Annotated in this window: 18 protein-coding genes and 2 pseudogenes; 8 read left to right on the forward strand and 12 right to left on the reverse strand. The window is 42.8% G+C overall.

Annotation, left to right across the window (positions count from 1 at the left end; translation table 11 throughout):
* The first annotated feature begins 27 nt into the window (after nucleotides 1-27).
* Both CWO13_RS01055 and CWO13_RS01060 read left to right on the forward strand, forming a co-directional pair.
* Complete coding sequence (locus CWO13_RS01055; protein ID WP_102432967.1) at nucleotides 28-294, forward strand: DUF3081 domain-containing protein; 267 nt, start codon at nucleotides 28-30, stop codon at nucleotides 292-294.
* Between the two features lie 47 nt (nucleotides 295-341).
* Nucleotides 342-977 carry a CIA30 family protein gene (locus tag CWO13_RS01060; protein ID WP_108082390.1) on the forward strand — a complete coding sequence of 212 codons (636 nt, stop codon included), beginning with the start codon at nucleotides 342-344 and terminating at the stop codon, nucleotides 975-977.
* 77 nt (nucleotides 978-1,054) lie between these two features.
* Here the strand turns inward: CWO13_RS01060 and CWO13_RS01065 are convergent, their stop codons facing one another.
* Nucleotides 1,055-2,080: a zinc-binding alcohol dehydrogenase family protein gene (locus CWO13_RS01065; protein WP_102432965.1), complete on the reverse strand. Its 1,026-nt coding sequence runs from the start codon at nucleotides 2,078-2,080 to the stop codon at nucleotides 1,055-1,057.
* Between the two features lie 199 nt (nucleotides 2,081-2,279).
* Between CWO13_RS01065 and CWO13_RS01070 the strand changes: the two genes are divergently transcribed.
* A complete protein-coding gene (locus tag CWO13_RS01070) occupies nucleotides 2,280-3,212 on the forward strand; it encodes a LysR family transcriptional regulator (RefSeq protein ID WP_108082611.1) in 933 nt (310 codons plus the stop codon).
* 101 nt (nucleotides 3,213-3,313) lie between these two features.
* Here CWO13_RS01070 and CWO13_RS01075 read toward each other — a convergent pair whose 3' ends face one another.
* The 7 genes and pseudogenes from CWO13_RS01075 to CWO13_RS01090 form a co-directional block, all read right to left on the reverse strand.
* Nucleotides 3,314-3,700, reverse strand: a complete 387-nt coding sequence (locus CWO13_RS01075) for a hypothetical protein (RefSeq protein ID WP_048606034.1) — start codon at nucleotides 3,698-3,700, stop codon at nucleotides 3,314-3,316.
* 544 nt (nucleotides 3,701-4,244) lie between these two features.
* The gene (locus tag CWO13_RS23580) at nucleotides 4,245-4,634 is read right to left on the reverse strand and encodes an amidohydrolase family protein (RefSeq protein ID WP_258186355.1); all 390 of its coding nucleotides are present in this window, start codon (nucleotides 4,632-4,634) and stop codon (nucleotides 4,245-4,247) included.
* Nucleotides 4,585-4,803 (reverse strand): hypothetical protein, encoded by a 219-nt coding sequence (locus CWO13_RS23585; RefSeq protein WP_258186356.1) that lies wholly within the window; start codon nucleotides 4,801-4,803, stop codon nucleotides 4,585-4,587. The genes CWO13_RS23580 and CWO13_RS23585 overlap by 50 nt, the downstream gene beginning before the upstream one ends.
* The gene (locus CWO13_RS23590; protein ID WP_240698021.1) at nucleotides 4,803-4,976 is read right to left on the reverse strand and encodes a hypothetical protein; all 174 of its coding nucleotides are present in this window, start codon (nucleotides 4,974-4,976) and stop codon (nucleotides 4,803-4,805) included. The genes CWO13_RS23585 and CWO13_RS23590 overlap by 1 nt, the downstream gene beginning before the upstream one ends.
* Nucleotides 4,977-5,133: 157 nt before the next feature.
* The gene (locus CWO13_RS23375) at nucleotides 5,134-5,304 is read right to left on the reverse strand and encodes a hypothetical protein (protein ID WP_157933149.1); all 171 of its coding nucleotides are present in this window, start codon (nucleotides 5,302-5,304) and stop codon (nucleotides 5,134-5,136) included.
* Nucleotides 5,305-5,496: 192 nt separating this feature from the next.
* Nucleotides 5,497-5,793 carry a hypothetical protein gene (locus tag CWO13_RS23320; protein WP_133146460.1) on the reverse strand — a complete coding sequence of 99 codons (297 nt, stop codon included), beginning with the start codon at nucleotides 5,791-5,793 and terminating at the stop codon, nucleotides 5,497-5,499.
* Nucleotides 5,676-5,930 (reverse strand): annotated as a pseudogene (locus CWO13_RS01090) (benzoate/H(+) symporter BenE family transporter); the annotation flags it as partial. The pseudogene CWO13_RS01090 and the gene CWO13_RS23320, both read right to left, overlap by 118 nt.
* Before the next feature lie 5 nt (nucleotides 5,931-5,935).
* On the opposite strand from CWO13_RS01090, the pseudogene CWO13_RS01095 reads away from it, so the two are divergent.
* Nucleotides 5,936-6,253 (forward strand): annotated as a pseudogene (locus CWO13_RS01095) (cupin domain-containing protein); the annotation flags it as partial.
* 281 nt (nucleotides 6,254-6,534) lie between these two features.
* Nucleotides 6,535-6,750 (forward strand): hypothetical protein, encoded by a 216-nt coding sequence (locus CWO13_RS01100; RefSeq protein ID WP_050648117.1) that lies wholly within the window; start codon nucleotides 6,535-6,537, stop codon nucleotides 6,748-6,750.
* A 301-nt stretch (nucleotides 6,751-7,051) separates the two neighbouring features.
* On the opposite strand, the gene CWO13_RS01105 is transcribed toward CWO13_RS01100, so the two are convergent.
* Entirely contained in the window at nucleotides 7,052-8,377 is a 1,326-nt protein-coding gene (locus CWO13_RS01105) for a dipeptidase (protein ID WP_108082392.1), read from the reverse strand.
* A gap of 137 nt (nucleotides 8,378-8,514) precedes the next feature.
* On the opposite strand from CWO13_RS01105, the gene CWO13_RS01110 reads away from it, so the two are divergent.
* The gene (locus CWO13_RS01110) at nucleotides 8,515-9,510 is read left to right on the forward strand and encodes a helix-turn-helix domain-containing protein (RefSeq protein WP_170960802.1); all 996 of its coding nucleotides are present in this window, start codon (nucleotides 8,515-8,517) and stop codon (nucleotides 9,508-9,510) included.
* Between the two features lie 150 nt (nucleotides 9,511-9,660).
* Here the strand turns inward: CWO13_RS01110 and CWO13_RS01115 are convergent, their stop codons facing one another.
* Nucleotides 9,661-10,581 (reverse strand): LysR family transcriptional regulator, encoded by a 921-nt coding sequence (locus CWO13_RS01115; RefSeq protein ID WP_108082393.1) that lies wholly within the window; start codon nucleotides 10,579-10,581, stop codon nucleotides 9,661-9,663.
* A 98-nt stretch (nucleotides 10,582-10,679) separates the two neighbouring features.
* Here CWO13_RS01115 and CWO13_RS01120 point away from each other — a divergent pair, with 98 nt between their 5' ends.
* Together CWO13_RS01120 and CWO13_RS01125 are read left to right on the forward strand one after the other, a co-directional pair.
* Nucleotides 10,680-11,579 carry an SDR family NAD(P)-dependent oxidoreductase gene (locus CWO13_RS01120; protein WP_102433113.1) on the forward strand — a complete coding sequence of 300 codons (900 nt, stop codon included), beginning with the start codon at nucleotides 10,680-10,682 and terminating at the stop codon, nucleotides 11,577-11,579.
* Between the two features lie 137 nt (nucleotides 11,580-11,716).
* Entirely contained in the window at nucleotides 11,717-12,076 is a 360-nt protein-coding gene (locus tag CWO13_RS01125; protein ID WP_108082394.1) for a DoxX family protein, read from the forward strand.
* A gap of 78 nt (nucleotides 12,077-12,154) precedes the next feature.
* Here the strand turns inward: CWO13_RS01125 and CWO13_RS01130 are convergent, their stop codons facing one another.
* Together CWO13_RS01130 and CWO13_RS01135 are read right to left on the reverse strand one after the other, a co-directional pair.
* Nucleotides 12,155-13,348, reverse strand: a complete 1,194-nt coding sequence (locus CWO13_RS01130; RefSeq protein WP_108082395.1) for an acetate/propionate family kinase — start codon at nucleotides 13,346-13,348, stop codon at nucleotides 12,155-12,157.
* Nucleotides 13,349-14,034: 686 nt separating this feature from the next.
* On the reverse strand, nucleotides 14,035-16,095 hold the full coding sequence (locus tag CWO13_RS01135; RefSeq protein WP_080967426.1) for a DEAD/DEAH box helicase: 2,061 nt from the start codon (nucleotides 16,093-16,095) through the stop codon (nucleotides 14,035-14,037).
* Between the last annotated feature and the right edge of the window lie 171 nt (nucleotides 16,096-16,266).

Consider the following 16,266-nt stretch of genomic DNA (forward strand, 5'->3'; position numbering starts at 1 on the left):
TCATCGACTGCGTAGAGGGAATGGTACATGGACAACAGAATCACCATTTTAGAGTTTCTCAGAGTGTTCGATTGCATTCGCTCCTCGGGCAAGCAATTGGATAGCAAATATCAATTGGGCGAGATGGTAGCTTGGCATGATTACGATGGTTACACCTGTTGGTTAAACTACCGAGACGTTACCGTGACCCTGATGTTCCACGGCTCATTGAAGATCGAATACGACAAAGCATCGAACTATGAAGACTTCATCAAGCGTTGTTTAGCTATGCTTGAAACTGAACCCTCTCCTTAAACTATGCATCGCTATCGAGCGAATAACGCATAGCCTACGAGGAAGCAGTGGAGAAAATGATGAACGGAACCCATTGTAAAAAGCGGTTACCCCTTAGGCTAACCACACCTTTACTCCTTCTACTCAGCCTACATTCGTTAATTCTTAAGGCAGATGCAACAGGGACAAACATGATCGACTTTACACAAGCGAGTGAGCATCAAAACTGGACAGTGACCAACGACAATGTAATGGGTGGCATCTCAACAGGCGAGCTCATTTATCTTGATAATATGAGTCGATTTAGGGGAGAGCTATCGTTAGAAAATAATGGTGGATTCAGTTCCATAAAGCGCTCCATTGAATCACCTGCCTATGAAATAGATAGTGCAGAGCTAATATTCGTTGGTGATGGACGCACCTACCAACTGAGGTTCACAACATCGAAGGACGGTCATCGCGTTCAATACAAACACGATTTCGATACCATTAAGGGAGAGCAATTTAGCAAGGTGTTCCACTTCCATAATTTTCAAGCGGTGTTCAGAGGTCGGCTACTGAGCGATGCGCCGGAACTTAAGGCACAAGACATCAAACAAATCGGCTTTTTGATTGCAGACAAGCAGCCCTCTCCTTTTGAGCTGAACCTAATACAGTTTCACTTCAAAACATCGCAACCTATCACATCACCAGAAGCTGACTAATCCGCAAACAAAAGCCCGTGATACCTTTTGACTAGCAATCAGATATCACGGGCTTCTTCTATTTAAACCGTCAACGATTAGTATTTGATGGCCGTTTTACCAATCGAGGCACTGCTTTCAATACGTTGATGTGCATCTTTGATTGTATCCACACTAAAGCCATTTAGGGTCGTGGTAAGCGTCGTTTTAATACGGCCCGCATCAATCAGATTCGCAGCTTGGAATAGGATGTCTTGCTGCTTCTGAATATCGTCGGTATTAAACAGCGAACGTGTAAACATCAGCTCCCAAACAAAGCCCGCTGATTTGCCTTGCAGCGCTGATAAGTCAACGCCACCGTCAAATTCAACAATCGAACTGATCATGCCTTGCGGTGCGATCAACTCAACCATCGCATCCCAGTGCCCTTTTGTATCAGCAACATTGAAAATGTAGTCGACATGTTGAATGCCTTGCTCTCGCACAGATTCGACAAGGTTACGGTGGTTCACCACATAGTCCGCTCCCATATCCCTTACCCACTGTTCCGTTTCAGGTCTTGAAGCTGTCGCGATAACATTGAGGTTGGTCAGTTGCTTAGCCAGTTGAATCGTAATTGAACCAACGCCGCCCGCACCACCAATGATCAGGATAGATTTTTTCTCTTCAAGACGAACTCGCAGGCGGTCAAACAATGCTTCCCAAGCTGTAAGTGTTGCTAGTGGCATCACTGCTGCAGCCTCATCAGAAAGGCTCTTAGGCGCTTTAGCCGTAATACGGTAATCCACAGCTTGGTATTCTGCGTTAGCACCCATGCGTGTTACGTCACCCGCATAGTACACTCGGTCACCGACTTCAAAGCCTTCAACGTCAGCACCTTTGCCAACAACTTCACCGACTGCGTCATAGCCCAACACTTTTGGCAGCTCAAGAGTTTTGTCTTTGGCATTACGAATACGAATTTTTGCGTCAGCAGGGTTGATAGAAGTCGCGCTCACTTTTACCAGCAAGTCATTATTTTTTAGTTCGGGAAGACTCGTTTCAAACTCAAATAAACTGTCTTGTTCTGTAATCGCAAGTGATTGAGTAAATCCGATTGCTTTCATTGTTAATGGTAATGACATGATACTTCTCCTTAAATTCGATAATTGAATCTTAGAGAATTCTCGCTTTAGATAAACAGCCTAATATTTGAATTATTATCAAATAATTTTTGATAATAAGATGTATATGCGCAGGAAAAATACTAAGATTAGCAATTTGAAAATGCCTAATTTATGGGTAACCGAACAACCGATTCAAGGTTCAGAACAGGGAAACGAAATGCTTCTTGAAGACTTACAGGTCATTTTGAAAGTGGCGGAGTTTCGCAGTATCACCGCTGCAGCCACCAACCTAGATATGCGCACTGCCACAGCAAGTGCAGCAGTAAAACGTGTTGAAGCAGCACTCGGTGCTGAGTTATTTGTAAGAACCACGCGCCACCTAAGGCTCTCTTCTGCAGGCGAGCGTTATTTACCGGAATGCGAACAAGCCTTAAAGATGTTGGAGCAAGCAAAGCTCAACATGCGCGAAGAGCTCGGTATTCTTGACGGTGAAATTCGAATTGCGCTTTCATCGGATCTAGGACGCAACCTAATCACACCTTGGTTAGATGAGTTCTTGCTTGAATACCCAAAGGCGACGCTTCGTACTAGCATCAGCGATAGCAATATCGACTTCTACCGAGATTCCGTCGATATTGCGTTGCGTTATGGCTCCCCGACCGATGCCAATATGTATGGCTTTAAAATCTGTGATGTACCCAGAATATTATGTGCGGCCCCTGAATACTTGGCTGAAATGGGAACACCAAAACATCCGAGTGACTTAGCTCAGCACAATGGTTTGCTTTATCAACTCCACGACATGTTGCAAGACGAGTGGGTGTTTAACGATGGTGCTCAAGATCATAAAGTGAAACTAAAAGGAAATCGCGCTTCCAACGACGCAGACCTTGTAAGGCGTTGGTGTATCGCAAGTAAAGGAGTGGCAATAAAATCTTGTCTAGACATGTCACCTCATCTGCTTTCAGGTGAAGTTATTAAAATTATGCCTGAATTTAAGCCGACACCTACCGAGTTGTGGTTAGTGTGTCCAAGTCGTCAATCCATCACTCCGACTGTGCGTCTACTGAGAGATTTATTCAGAGAGAAGACCGCAGAGATCCTTTCGCAACTGAGCGATCAAGGCATTATAGATACTCAAAAGTCTTAGCGACCGAGAGACAAAAAAGCGTTAGCGAACTCAATTCGCTAACGCCTTTCATCATTTGAACATCACACCATATTGATAGATGTGTCGTCTAATACGAGAGCTTAGTTTGACTCGTCTTCAACGTCACAGTCAGCACAGCACTGAAGAGCAATCTCATGTTCGAAGGTGATGGTGTCTTTACCTTCTTCTACTAGCTCTGCGATTTCGTCTGCCACTTCTTTTTCATCATCCGCTTCGATTCCACTTTCTAACTCTTCTTCTGAATAACCAAAGAAGTTAAGCAGTAAGTACTCGCGAGCTTCTTCTTTCGTGCAAACAACGTCTGCTGAAAGATCGGGTGTAACCTCGCCTTGTGCAAGTGTCGCTGTCACTTGTGCGATAGCATCATCTTTCATCGCAGGCGTTAACCAACCAAGATCAGTACTTACTGTCGTTTTTTTACAGTCGAAGCAAGGCAGTTGGTGAAAGTAGTATTGAAAGGTAGTCATAGGTAAATTCTTCTTTAAATGTTGTATAGCGAGATTATGCGCGTTTTGTAGCAAATTACTATCTCAATCAACATTGGAGGCAGAATAGCCGCTAGTTATTTGTACTAAGAGTAAACAAATTAATGAGATGACGTAACAAAAATGCTTTTTCTAGTCGACCTATCCGTATCACAAACTCACAACAAAGCTAAATACGAACCGCTCCAGATAAAGCGACAACCCGTTGGAGTTTACACATCAGTATTTAAGAAATAGTAGCGGTAGGCAAAGTTAAGCTCCCTTCCTGTAGCGACCAAAGCTTCGTTCTGTATCTTCAACCCCAAAAGTAACCTCCCCATACTTACAAGGTACGCGTTTCTATTGTCTCCAGTTCGAGGTTTTAGCTTTCGATTTTCCCTTTTGCATACTCGATCAATCACTCGTAGGAGCTCCGTTAGCATTATGGGGGAAGGTTCAATTCGATCAAGGCATCAATACCTTTGACCGGCATAAAAAAAGAGCACTGGCGTGCTCTTTGGAGTTACGTGAAAGTCTATTTTTATGATTAAGCCATTTCTGGTTCTTTCACTGACGTTGTTGCATTCTTATGCACGGTAACATCGCCACCTAACACTATTGCATGTACGTGAATGTCTTTGATTTCTAGCTTGGGTGTCTCTAATGGGTTTGCGTCTAACACAGCAAAATCAGCTAATTTCCCTGCACAAATCGAGCCCTTATTGTCCTCATGTCCCATTAAGTAAGCAGCACCTAGTGTAACCGCATGGAGAGCTTGTTCTGCGGTTAAGCACTCCTCCTCACCGTACACATTGCCAGAAAAAATACACTTGCGATTCATTGCCCCCCACATCATAAACAGTGGATTAACCTGAGTTACACCATCGTCACACTGAAAAGCGACCGTTTTCGCATAATACAAATTCAAGGTTGTCATCTAAGCTAAAGCCTGACTTTTCAAGCGCTAATGTATTCAGACCAGCAAGGTGGCAGCTTGCGTGCATAAAAAACACTGGAGAGTCACCAATCACTGAATCTAAGAAATAACAATTCACAACCGTGTCATCTGTCATCAATAATGGATCTAACCCCATAGATTTAACCATCAACTCGCTTTTCCAGCCTGCTCTATCGTACCTGTGAATAGTATTTTCCCACCTCGTACAACGGTTGCCGAAGCCTTTGGAATATCTGCATTCATTGTAATAAAATGGCCGGTGTATAGGACGGTTTCTTCATTGTATTGAACACCAGGCTTAAGAGCTGTTTTAGTTCTCATTGTTAAACTCCAAATGTGTAAGGTGCATTGTATTTTTGTTCGTCTTCAACTTGTCTTAACCTGGATTTCGTTTCGAGAATTTAAAAGTGAAATAAAATGATGAAATAAAATAGCGATCTAAAAAAAGGTAAAGATTATGATTTATATGAGTTTTTAGCTATAAGGAGTGCCAGTGCTGTTCAAAAAAGGAATGAACTTCAAAACTGCCGATTGGGTACTCATACTCAATCTCGGGGTTAAAAGTAAAGGTCGATAGCTCTAAGATAATGAACAAACTCAATAATGCCGCCATCATAATCACAACGAACAATTTAAAATAAAAACTCATCACTGCATTCCTTATTAATTAGTAATGTAGTCTTTATAAAGCTTATTCATCGTCCGTTTATTGACAATCCACGCTATAAAACAAATTTTCATCTATTGTCATTTTTATTATTTGCCCTCGATATAGTTGAATGAATCCACTCAGTAAAAAAGCGAGCCACTTGGGCTCGCTTTTGAATAGTCTTTACTGTTTCTAATCAAAACGATAATAGAAACCAAGGATCACATCGTAACTCGCTTCATTTTCCATATCTTTGAGCATCAGATACGGCTCTAGGCCAGACTCTCCCATGTATCCTACATAAAACTCGTGGCTAACAAGATAGTTGTCCCCCATAGATTCATACGCTAAACCGAAATCTAACTCTGCGCTCATTTTCTCAGACAAAGGCATACGGCACTTACCATGTACCGCTCCTGGGTTGTACTCCAATCCGGTTGTATCTTTTTTGGCTTCAACACTAAATATACCGGCGACAGACCCCGCCATTTGATGCCCCCCCCCCAAAAAAATGTACTGCCGATTCCCAGTAAATTAGTACCAGACACCGTGAATAAGAAAGTAAGCAGTGCGGGTTCTCGGTAGTGATTGTCTGCCATTGATAAGGAAAGGCAATTCATCAACGTGGTACCTAAGACATGAAGAATACAACATTGGCTTTTTCGTCAGTTAGTTGTTTCCTTTTGAGGAAGCACTAGGGTTTGAAATATTCGAACTCACCCTAGCACCCGATTACCAGCATGAATCCGCACCACATAACGCAGGCGTCACTGAGCATATCTTATGTATTTCAGGAGAGACGGCCGCGGTGTTTGGTGGTGAGTGGCATACGTTACGAGCAGGACAAGCCATTCGCTTCAATGCTAACCAGAACCATGGCTACAAAAATATCGGTGGAGACAATGCGGTGTTCCATAATGTAATTCACTACCCTAATAACAAGCAATAGTGCCAGATTTACCGCTAACGGATGTTTAGCGCTAACGAAAGAGCTGTCAAACCACTGACCAGTATTACTTTTGAACGACTATACGTTGACGACCATGCTGCCATCTTCGGCTTGATAACGAGCCCATAGTTGAGAGAGGTTTGTTCTTCGATTGGTTTGTCGATGATCATTAGCGTAGCTCTGAGACCTGCTTAGTCAAGAAGTGCCGGAATTGAAAACACTTTCATTTTCCAAATAACAATTATAATTAGGGGTGATCGATTAGATTGAGGGTAAATAAGATGTTTCTAAAAGAGAAAAAGAGCGGTGACCTCGTAGACGTAACTGAAATGACCAAATTAACCAACTTATTCCAGGACAGTATCGAAGGTCGGTTTCAAGCTGGTGAAGAGCAGCAAGACCCTGAGATTTTTAAAAAGTCCGAACTGATGTTTATGTCAGGTGAAGAGTTACCTAGATGCTGGACAGATCCAAACTACCGCTCAGGGACTAAATAACCTAAGTGATTCCGGAGCACCAGAAACTCTGTTCTAAAGGTGTTTGACAAGCGCCTTGTAGGCTATAGCCCCTGCTAAAACATTCAGACGCACCTTAACTAGACACCAAAAAGCGAGCCACTTGGGCTCGCTTTTCATTATCTGATTTTCTTAGAATCTATTACAGATAGTTCTACCAACGGTTAAATAATCACGAGCTCTTCGTTGGCTAGCAAGCTATTAGAATCGCAACTACTAACACGGATTTGGACAAGTAATCGCTAGGTCGTGTTGGACAAATCGTTAAATAAGTTTAAATGCCTTAGTTAGACTTTTTAGTGTCTAGATGTCTTAGATCTTCAACTACTGGTTGGATCCTTACGTCATTTCCTCCTTTCCAGTTAGCTGCATATACTCGCATCCAGTTTTCACCTAGGAATAGAGAAACTTCATCTTTCGTCCAACCATGTGTTGTTTCCAAAGCATCGACCACGGCCCAAATATCGGCAGGATGCCCAATCTCAGAGATGGATCCATACCCTAATGCTGGTGGGTAGTTTTGTGGATTCGAGGAAATCATTGTAAGTGAATCTTTAAGGTTGTGTAGGTAATCAACAGCAACGGCGACATGACGCTTACCATCGACACCAAGTTCACGCTCAATTAAATCAGAAATATAGACAATGTGTTCGGCAACTGATTCGCCCGATGCATCGGACTCCTTGTTCAGGAAGCCGCCAACAAAATTAACGCCTATTAGACCATCAGTCTTAGCGATCGCTAATATTGCTTCATCATTGATATTTCTAGAAATTGGCATGAGTGCAGCAGCATTTGAATGTGAAGCCACTACAGGGGTTGTAGAGTATTTAGCGATATCAATACATGTTTGGTTTGAGTCGTGCGAGCAATCCGGTACCACACCATTTTTGTTCATGTGCTTTAATGCGGCTAATCCTAATTTTGTCAGCCCCTCACCATTTCCTACGCCTCCCTTTACAGATTCACCAGAGCCAGAAAACTGATTGTTTTTATTGTAAGTGAATGACATGAGCTTAACGTCTTGGCTAAATCGGTCAATATGAGTTATATCTTCACCCATGGGGGTGATTGCCTGAAAATTAAAGATAACTGAGGTGACACCTACAGCTTTGTTTGCCTCGATTTCTTCAACGGTTGTCACGTGTTTTTGGCCATGTTTTTCGGCCAAATATTTTTTTGTAGCAGGCACTCGATCATAAATTTCTTCGATGGTTTTATCGGTGCCATTTGATAGCGTGGTTGAATAAACATCGTAATCCTCCTTACCAGCAATCGCGAGCATATCAAACTGTTCAGCCGTCATTGCAGGGAAGCCTTTCCCATCTGAACCAATCCCACCGACAGCAGTGCCATCGATAACAATGCGATCAGCATACTTTGCCTTATACTTTTTACGAAACTTAGCGCGCTCCTCGTCAGTGTATGGCGCAGCAGCATCCACTAAAATATCAATACGCTGCTTTATTTGATCGGCTGGTTTTACATTACCCTCGTGATCAAGCGCATTCCAATATTTAGCATTAATATCTTCAGAGAGTGTAACTTCAGAAGAAACCGCGCCAGTTGCTACGGTTAAACATGTGAGTGCCAGTATTGAATATTTCATATGCGCTTCCTGATTAAAGTGAATCTAAATAGTAAACAGATTGTTATAGCCATCTTAATTTATTCATATCTGCAACTACTTACCTTTTTATGCAAAGGGAGTATATTATAAGAAATCACGTTAAGTTGGAGTTAAGAGTGATTCCATTAGTCAGTGCCCAATTAGTGAAAGCCATTTTGAGTGGTTATCAAAAAGTACTCGGAAAGACAGTAGATATAGAAGCCTTTGGCCTTAGCTATCATATCTATGAACAAAACTCATATTACTTTCCGTCTAAACCACTCATCGTTTTTCTTAACTTCTTACACCATACTTTGAGCACAAAACAACTCGTTGATTTTTATACATATATAATCAATAACTTTGCTATTCCTCATTACTTGGCCCAGTGTTCGAGTAAGCCTACCAATGTAAGAGATTCTTTGCAGAAAATGATAGAGATTTCTCGGATACAAGCACCGTCCGCTCAGATTACGTTAGAAGAAAATAGCGACATATTTTGGCTAAAAAGAACCCAAGTGATCCATGGGTTGGATGACACACCCTCAGACTTTGTATTCGTTCTCTTTGTTCAGTTATGGATCAACACCATGTTGGGCAAGGCAGTGAAAATACATAAAATTCACACCCCTTCAAAGTCGCTATTTACACTTGGGGCATTAACAGTGACTAACCCTCAAACGGATATTCATTATCAAAAGGGGTTCACTAGCGTTGGCTTGTTAACTTCGTTATTAGAACGAGAAACGACCTTACCCAATGAGTATTTTGAAAATCTACAATCGAGATTAGAGCCGATTGATTTTTTAGATTCGGTCAAACATGCGATGGACAGTTATCTTGGAACTGAAAACTACAGTATTGATAGAATTGCCGGCGTGCTAGGTGTAAGCGTCCGTCAGTTTCAATACAATTTAGAAGCACATGGTGTTACGTATCAGAAGTTGAAAGATGAAGTGATACAACACAATGCGAAATGGCTAATACTACAGAATCAGTCGAATTTATCGACTATTGCGACGCAACTTGGCTACTCTTCTATCACTCAGTTTTCGAGAAGCATTAAACGCATTACGGGCATGTCTCCACGCGCGTACAAACAGCATTTGTTCAATGAACAACTTGGGAGCTAAGGGGCGAAAGAATACCGATGTTCGACTCTTCGATTTAGAGCCAAATCTTAGATACATGTATATTCTCAGTTATCACTCAGAAGCAATAACTGTTTTGACTACCAGGTAAATATCTCTTATTGGCAATTTTGGCTTTGCTGTAGCGCCCCATTAGAGAGAGTTTTTATCATCGTTGGATTTCTCATTCCCCTTAAAGTACTCAACCAGAAAATCAATAAAGGCACGTATTCGATAAGGTTGATATTCACCCGACTTATAGACCGCATGCATGGGTAAACTTGCCGCGGTGTAGTGCTCAAACAACGGCACCAATTGTTCATTTTCAAAGTACGGTTGAACCATCCAACTTGGTAATGCTCCAATTCCATGTCCCGCTAATGCCATAGCCAACAGCATGTCTGAACTATCGCTTTTAAAGACTTCTTTCACCTTGACCTTTAGTTGTGGGGCCAACTCTTGTTCAAATACCCAAGTGTTTGATGGGGAGGAAAGAGAGTACGTAAGGCAATCATGATGTTTTAAGTCGCTAGCGAGTTTCGGGGTAGATCGGGTTCTCAAATAGTCTGGAGAAGCAAAATATACCAACTGGTTGTTAAACAAAAAACGGGCTTTGTAATCAGAATCTTCGAGGACAGAGACACGCATAGCGATGTCAATACCACTTTCAATAAGGTTAATTTGTTTGTCATTTACCGATAAATTGATCAATACCTTTGGATGCTTAGTCATAAACTGTCCAATAGGTTTAGCAAGCAATCGTGTCGCCATCGCACTCGGTACTGACAACGTTAGCTCTCCAACCACCTCGGAGAGTTCGCCTTTTAACTCCGCTTCTGTGGACTCCATTTCTTCTATGACTCGCTCACAATAAGCCAGATAGCTACAGCCCTGTTTTGTGAGTTCAATTCTTCGACTATTACGATAGAACAATGAAAAGCTGATATCACGCTCCAACCAGGCAATTTTTTTGCTGATAGAACTTTGCGTGACGTTCATCTCATCGGCAACAGCCGTAAAATTTCCTAAGTAAGCCGTCCGAATGAATACTCTCATGCAGTTGATCTTGTCCATTTGGATTCCATGTAGGAATGGATGGTATACCGATTTTACTATTCAACACCCCTAAATGGAATGATTTAATAACGGCATCACACTAGAGGAGTCTATTAATGAATACTAAATCACAACCCATTGCGATAGTTACAGGCGCTAACGGTGGCATTGGAAAAAATTACACTCGTATGATGCTCGACGATGGATATCAATTAGTTATGGCTGTGCGTAATGCGTCCGCAGGAGAATTGGTACGTGAAGAACTGCTCAAATCTCATCCGGACGCTTTAATCGATGTGCTAACGGTGGATATGAGTAGCCTATCGTCAATTAAGGCGTTTTCTAAACAGGTAACCCAAAAATATACTCGGATTGATGTACTCGCTCACAACGCGGGTGTCTACTTTTTTGATAACAAGCGTCGAGAATCTGAGGATGGAATCGAGCTAAATGTTGCGGTCCATGTTGTTGGCCCGTATGCGTTAACAATGCAGTTACTACCACTACTAAAAGAAACTCGTGACTCACGAGTGATCACCATGTGTTCTACTGAACATCACGGGGCTGAATTGGATCTTAGTGATCTTCAAATGGCGGAAGATTTTGAACAAAAGGGCAACACAATCGCTTACGCTCGTAGTAAATTTGCAGGGCTGGCACTGAGTCACGCGATGGGAAGACAATTTGCAAAAGACGGATTCAATATTAAGGTAATTGCGGCGCATCCAGGCGTTTCTATTACGGGTATTCAGCATAAGGGTAACCCTACATTTATGCAGCGTGTTGCCATTTGGGTATATGGTAAATTATTCGCAGCAACCCCAGCAGAGGCAGCAAAGCCACTTTATTTAGCCTCAACAATTGGAAACATGGGAGAGTTTTACGGCCCCACAGGGTTTAAGGAAATGAAAGGTAAGGCAGGACTCGTTCATCCGGATCCAGAGGCTCTTGATGAACAAGTAGGGACGAGCCTCATACGTCAAATGGCTACACTCAGTGGCGCTAATAGTGAATGACTGTATGATCATCTTTACTAAGCGAAATAGACTCGTTCATGAAATAAAATCTGAATACTATTTCTAAATATACCGACCATTAAGATGGTATCGAACAACGACCTAACTACCGTCACTGTTCGTTGAGAGGTTAAACAATGTTATTTATTCAAGGGTTACTCATTGCGTTTTTCTTATTTGCAAGCTCAATCAAAATCTTTGGTTGGCTAAATAAAATCTATGAACCGCAATTAGCTTTTTTTCACCGTTACGGACTTAATCGTGCGGCGATGTTTGCGGTGGGAGTGGTTGAAGCAACAGGTGCGATAGTGATGTTAGCTGGTATGATTACTGAAGACTCATTGTTAAGCGCCGTTGGTGCAAGTTTCATTGCTTTTACTTCAGTAGGCGCAATATTCTTTCATTTCCGTTTTGACACTTGGAAAGATGCAATACCGTCGACAGTGACGCTTCTTCTTTCTGTTCTGATTTTGTCACCACAATTAGAGATGCTTTAACCAAACATATAAAACAAAAAAGCGAGCCACTTGGGCTCGCTCTCAAATCATCTATATTTGCTTAAGCGGTTGCTTAGATTACAGAAGCTCTACCGACTGTTGAGCAATAACGAACTCTTCGTTGGTTGGGATAACCATTGCTACAGCGTCTAGCATTTCAGACTTCGCGATGACGCCTTCAGCGCCAAAGCGAGCGGCTTCGTTGCCAGCTACATCTTCAACAAAACCAAGAATCTTAAGGTTGTTTAGGATCTCACGACGAATTGGTAGAGAGTTCTCACCGATACCGCCAGTGAAGATGATTCCGTCTAAAGAATCTAACGTTGCAAGGTAAGAAGCAATGTATTTTGATACGCGGTAAGTAAACACCTCAAATGCTAACTTAGCACCTTCATGGCCCTCTTCCATTGCTTCTAAAATGCCACGAGCATCGCTCGTAAGACCAGACACGCCTAGGAAGCCAGACTCCTTGTTAAGAGAGTTGAAGACTTGCTCTTGTGACCAACCTTTCTTAAGTAGGTACTCGATGATGCCCGGGTCTAAGTCGCCACAACGTGTGCCCATCATAAGGCCAGAAAGCGGTGTGAAGCCCATTGATGTATCAACACTGTTACCGTCTTTGATAGCACATACAGACGCACCGTTACCTAGGTGAACAGAGATGAAACTCGCTTCTTCAACTGGCTTGTTTACCATTTTCGCAGCTTCACGACTAACAAAGTAGTGGCTCGTACCGTGGAAGCCGTAACGACGAACACCAAAGTCTGTGTATAGTTCTTTTGCGATTGCACCAGTGAATGCACGTTGTGGCATTGTTTGGTGGAAAGCCGTATCAAATACAGCAAATTGAGGTAGAGAAGGGAAAGCTTCAATCGCAGCACGGATGCCGATAGCACCTGCAGGGTTATGAAGTGGAGCTAGGTCAGATAGACTTTCAATTTCGTTCGTTACTTCTTCAGTAATACGAACGGTTTGAGTGAACTTCTCACCGCCGTGAACGATACGGTGACCGATAGCAACGATATCAGCAGTGAAGCCTAGATCTTCCATCAGGCCAACTAGTTTGCCAATGGCAATTTTGTGGTGGTTACCCTCACCTTGAATGGCAATTTCAGTTTTCTCGCCTTGATATTTCCAGCTCATGCGCGCATCTTCAAGACCAAAACACTCCCCTAGGCCACTCAATACTGCTTCACCAGAAACAGAATCAATGACAGCAAATTTTAGGGATGAACTACCCGAGTTAATAACCAGAACAAACGAATTAGACATTGGATATGGATCCTGTTTCAGTACGAATTGGATGAAGTATTTACTTCAATTTTAGTTAAGCCCATTATTCAATAATTTTTGAATCTTTCAACTTTTGTTTTGAAAAAATCACTAAATGAACACAATTAAGTTGATCTTAGTCATTAAACCATTTATTTCGAGAGCGAAATTAAAAAATAGTTGAATAAGAAAGTTAGCGAACAGGTGACGCAAACGAATGCTCACGTTATTTTTAACTTGATTGAGTTAATTAGAGCGACTCGAACAGATGCAGTCAATCCGCCTAGAAAACAACCGCCCTTCCCTTTCGTCTGCTTATCATTACCGATAACTTTTTACTCGATTTCTCAGTGCTTACATCAAAAATATCACAGGTGTGTTGAGAATAATGAACGACAGAGCCGATCTTCTTTTGATTGCCTTCGAGCACAACCCTTCGAATAGATGCACTGTAACGTCGCTGAGATAGCCTTCACTCTTTGTTTTAGTATCTTGTAGCACGTTCTCGCCGTATAGACTTAGAACGCGATACAGCTAAGTTTAGGCGTGAAGCTTAGTTGAAGTAAGCTGACTACATATATCGAGCCAACCAAAGCTTAAGTTCAAATAGCAGGCACAAAAAAGCCGAGCATTACGCTCGGCTTTTAAATTCAGTGTCTAGACTAAGCGTCTAAGCGAAAGGTTGATTAACCTTCGTTGCGCTCTGGACGACGACCACGGTTACCACCGCCATTGCCGTTACCATGGCCACGTTCGCCACGGAAGTTACCACGGTGATCGCCACCACGGTTACGGTCGAAACGACGCTCGCCATCACGGCCGCCTTCACGGTTACCATCGCGTGCACCATCACGGTTGCCACGGTATCCACCACGACCGCCTTCTCGGTTGCCACCTTCGCGGTTACCATCACGGTTACCACGGTAGCCGCCACCATCACGACCGCCACGACCGCCGCCACGGTTGCCATCACGACCGCCGCCGCCACGACGAGGCTCACGGAAGTCGTTGAAATCAACAACAACAGCGCCAGCTTCTTTTTGACGAATACGTAGTTTGCTTAGCTTACCCGCAGTTTCAGAGTTCATTGCTTTTGGCAGTTGAACGTAAGTAGAACCTTGGTCTAGCTTGATAGCACCGATAGAACCTTTAGTTAGGCCAAGTTCGTTTGCTAGTGCGCCAACGATGTCTTTAACCTGAACGCCTTGCTCACGGCCAACTTGTAGTTGGTAAGTATCCCAATCTTGCGTATTGAAGTTGCGATCGCCACGACCATTTTCACGGTCTTCACGACGCTCTTTACGACGGTTCTTGTCACGCTCAATAGCAGCGATCATTGGGTCTTCGCCAACGTAGAATAGCGGGCTCTTACCTTGCTGACGCTTAAGAAGCATTGCAGCTAGAGTAGCAGCATCAACTTCTAGAGACTCTTGAAGAGTAGAGATAAGACCTGCAAAGTTTTCTAGAGCTTTGCTTTCTTTCTCTGTTTCAAGTTCAGCGCCAAGCTTAGCAACACGTGCTGCAGCAACTTGGTCACGTAGAGGAAGTTGAATTTCTTCCATAGATGACTTAGTTACGCGCTCGATTGTACGAAGCATGCGAATTTGGTTAGTGCGAACTAGTAGGATCGCTTTACCTTTACGTCCAGCACGGCCAGTACGACCAATACGGTGGATGTAAGATTCAACATCGAATGGGATGTCGTAGTTAAATACGTGAGTGATACGTGGAACATCAAGACCACGTGCTACAACGTCAGTTGCAACTAGAATGTCGATAACACCTTGTTTGATGTGATCAACAGTGCGCTCACGTAGAGACTGAGGAATATCACCGTGCAGTGCAGCAGCTTTGAAGCCACGTGCAGATAGCCAATCAGCTAGACGCTCAGTATCTTGACGAGTACGTACGAATACGATTGACGCGTCAGTTTCTTCAGTTTCTAGAAGACGAGACATTGCTTCGTCTTTTTCTACGCCTTTAACAACCCAGAAGTTCTGCGCTACTTTATCAACTGTGTGGTTAGTACCAGCAACGTCAACTTTAGCCGGGTTACGTAGGTAACGGTCAACAATAGTCTTAACCATTGGAGGCATAGTTGCAGAGAAAAGTACACGTTGTGCAGATTCTGGAGCTTGCTCTAGGATCCAAGTAACGTCATCTACGAAGCCCATTTTTAGCATTTCATCTGCTTCATCAAGAACAAATGTGTGTGCTTCATCTAGGTGTAGACGGTCACGAGTTAGTAAGTCTTTAACACGACCTGGAGTACCAACAACAATGTGAGCACCGCGGCTTAGAGCACGCATTTGGTCAACAATTGAAGCACCACCGTAGATTTCAATAACCTTAAGACCTTTGATATCACGGCCAAGGTTTTTGATTTCCGCAGCAACTTGGATCGCTAGCTCACGAGTAGGAGCCATGATGATTGCTTGTGGTTTGTGTTGGTTTAGGTTGATTTTGTTAAGTAAAGGCAGAGAGAATGCTGCTGTTTTACCAGTACCAGTCTGTGCTTTACCTAGTGCGTCACGGCCTTCAAGAAGAAGAGGAATAGCTGCTGCTTGGATTGGAGTCGGAGAAACGAAACCCATGCTATCAAGAGCTGAAAGAATGTTATCGTTTAGGGCTAATTCATTAAATTGAATTACAGATTCGGACATTGGGATCCCACTATATATAAGTAAACAAAAGGTCCCGGGAGCTCTATCAATTCCAATACTGATCCAATCAGATACTGATTCCATTCAGAGTTACGAAGCAGTAATAAAACACTTCAAGCCATTAGGGACGTCTAAGGGAGGCGGATTATTCCCTAAATGCATAAAAAAAGCCAGAAAAAATTGAAATACATCACATATTTTTCGGTTTTCTATCAATACTGGCTATCATATCGTCAAAACTTGATGGATATCTCG

It is taken from the genome of Vibrio sp. ZF 223, from assembly GCF_003050585.1.
Lineage (GTDB): Bacteria > Pseudomonadota > Gammaproteobacteria > Enterobacterales > Vibrionaceae > Vibrio > Vibrio crassostreae.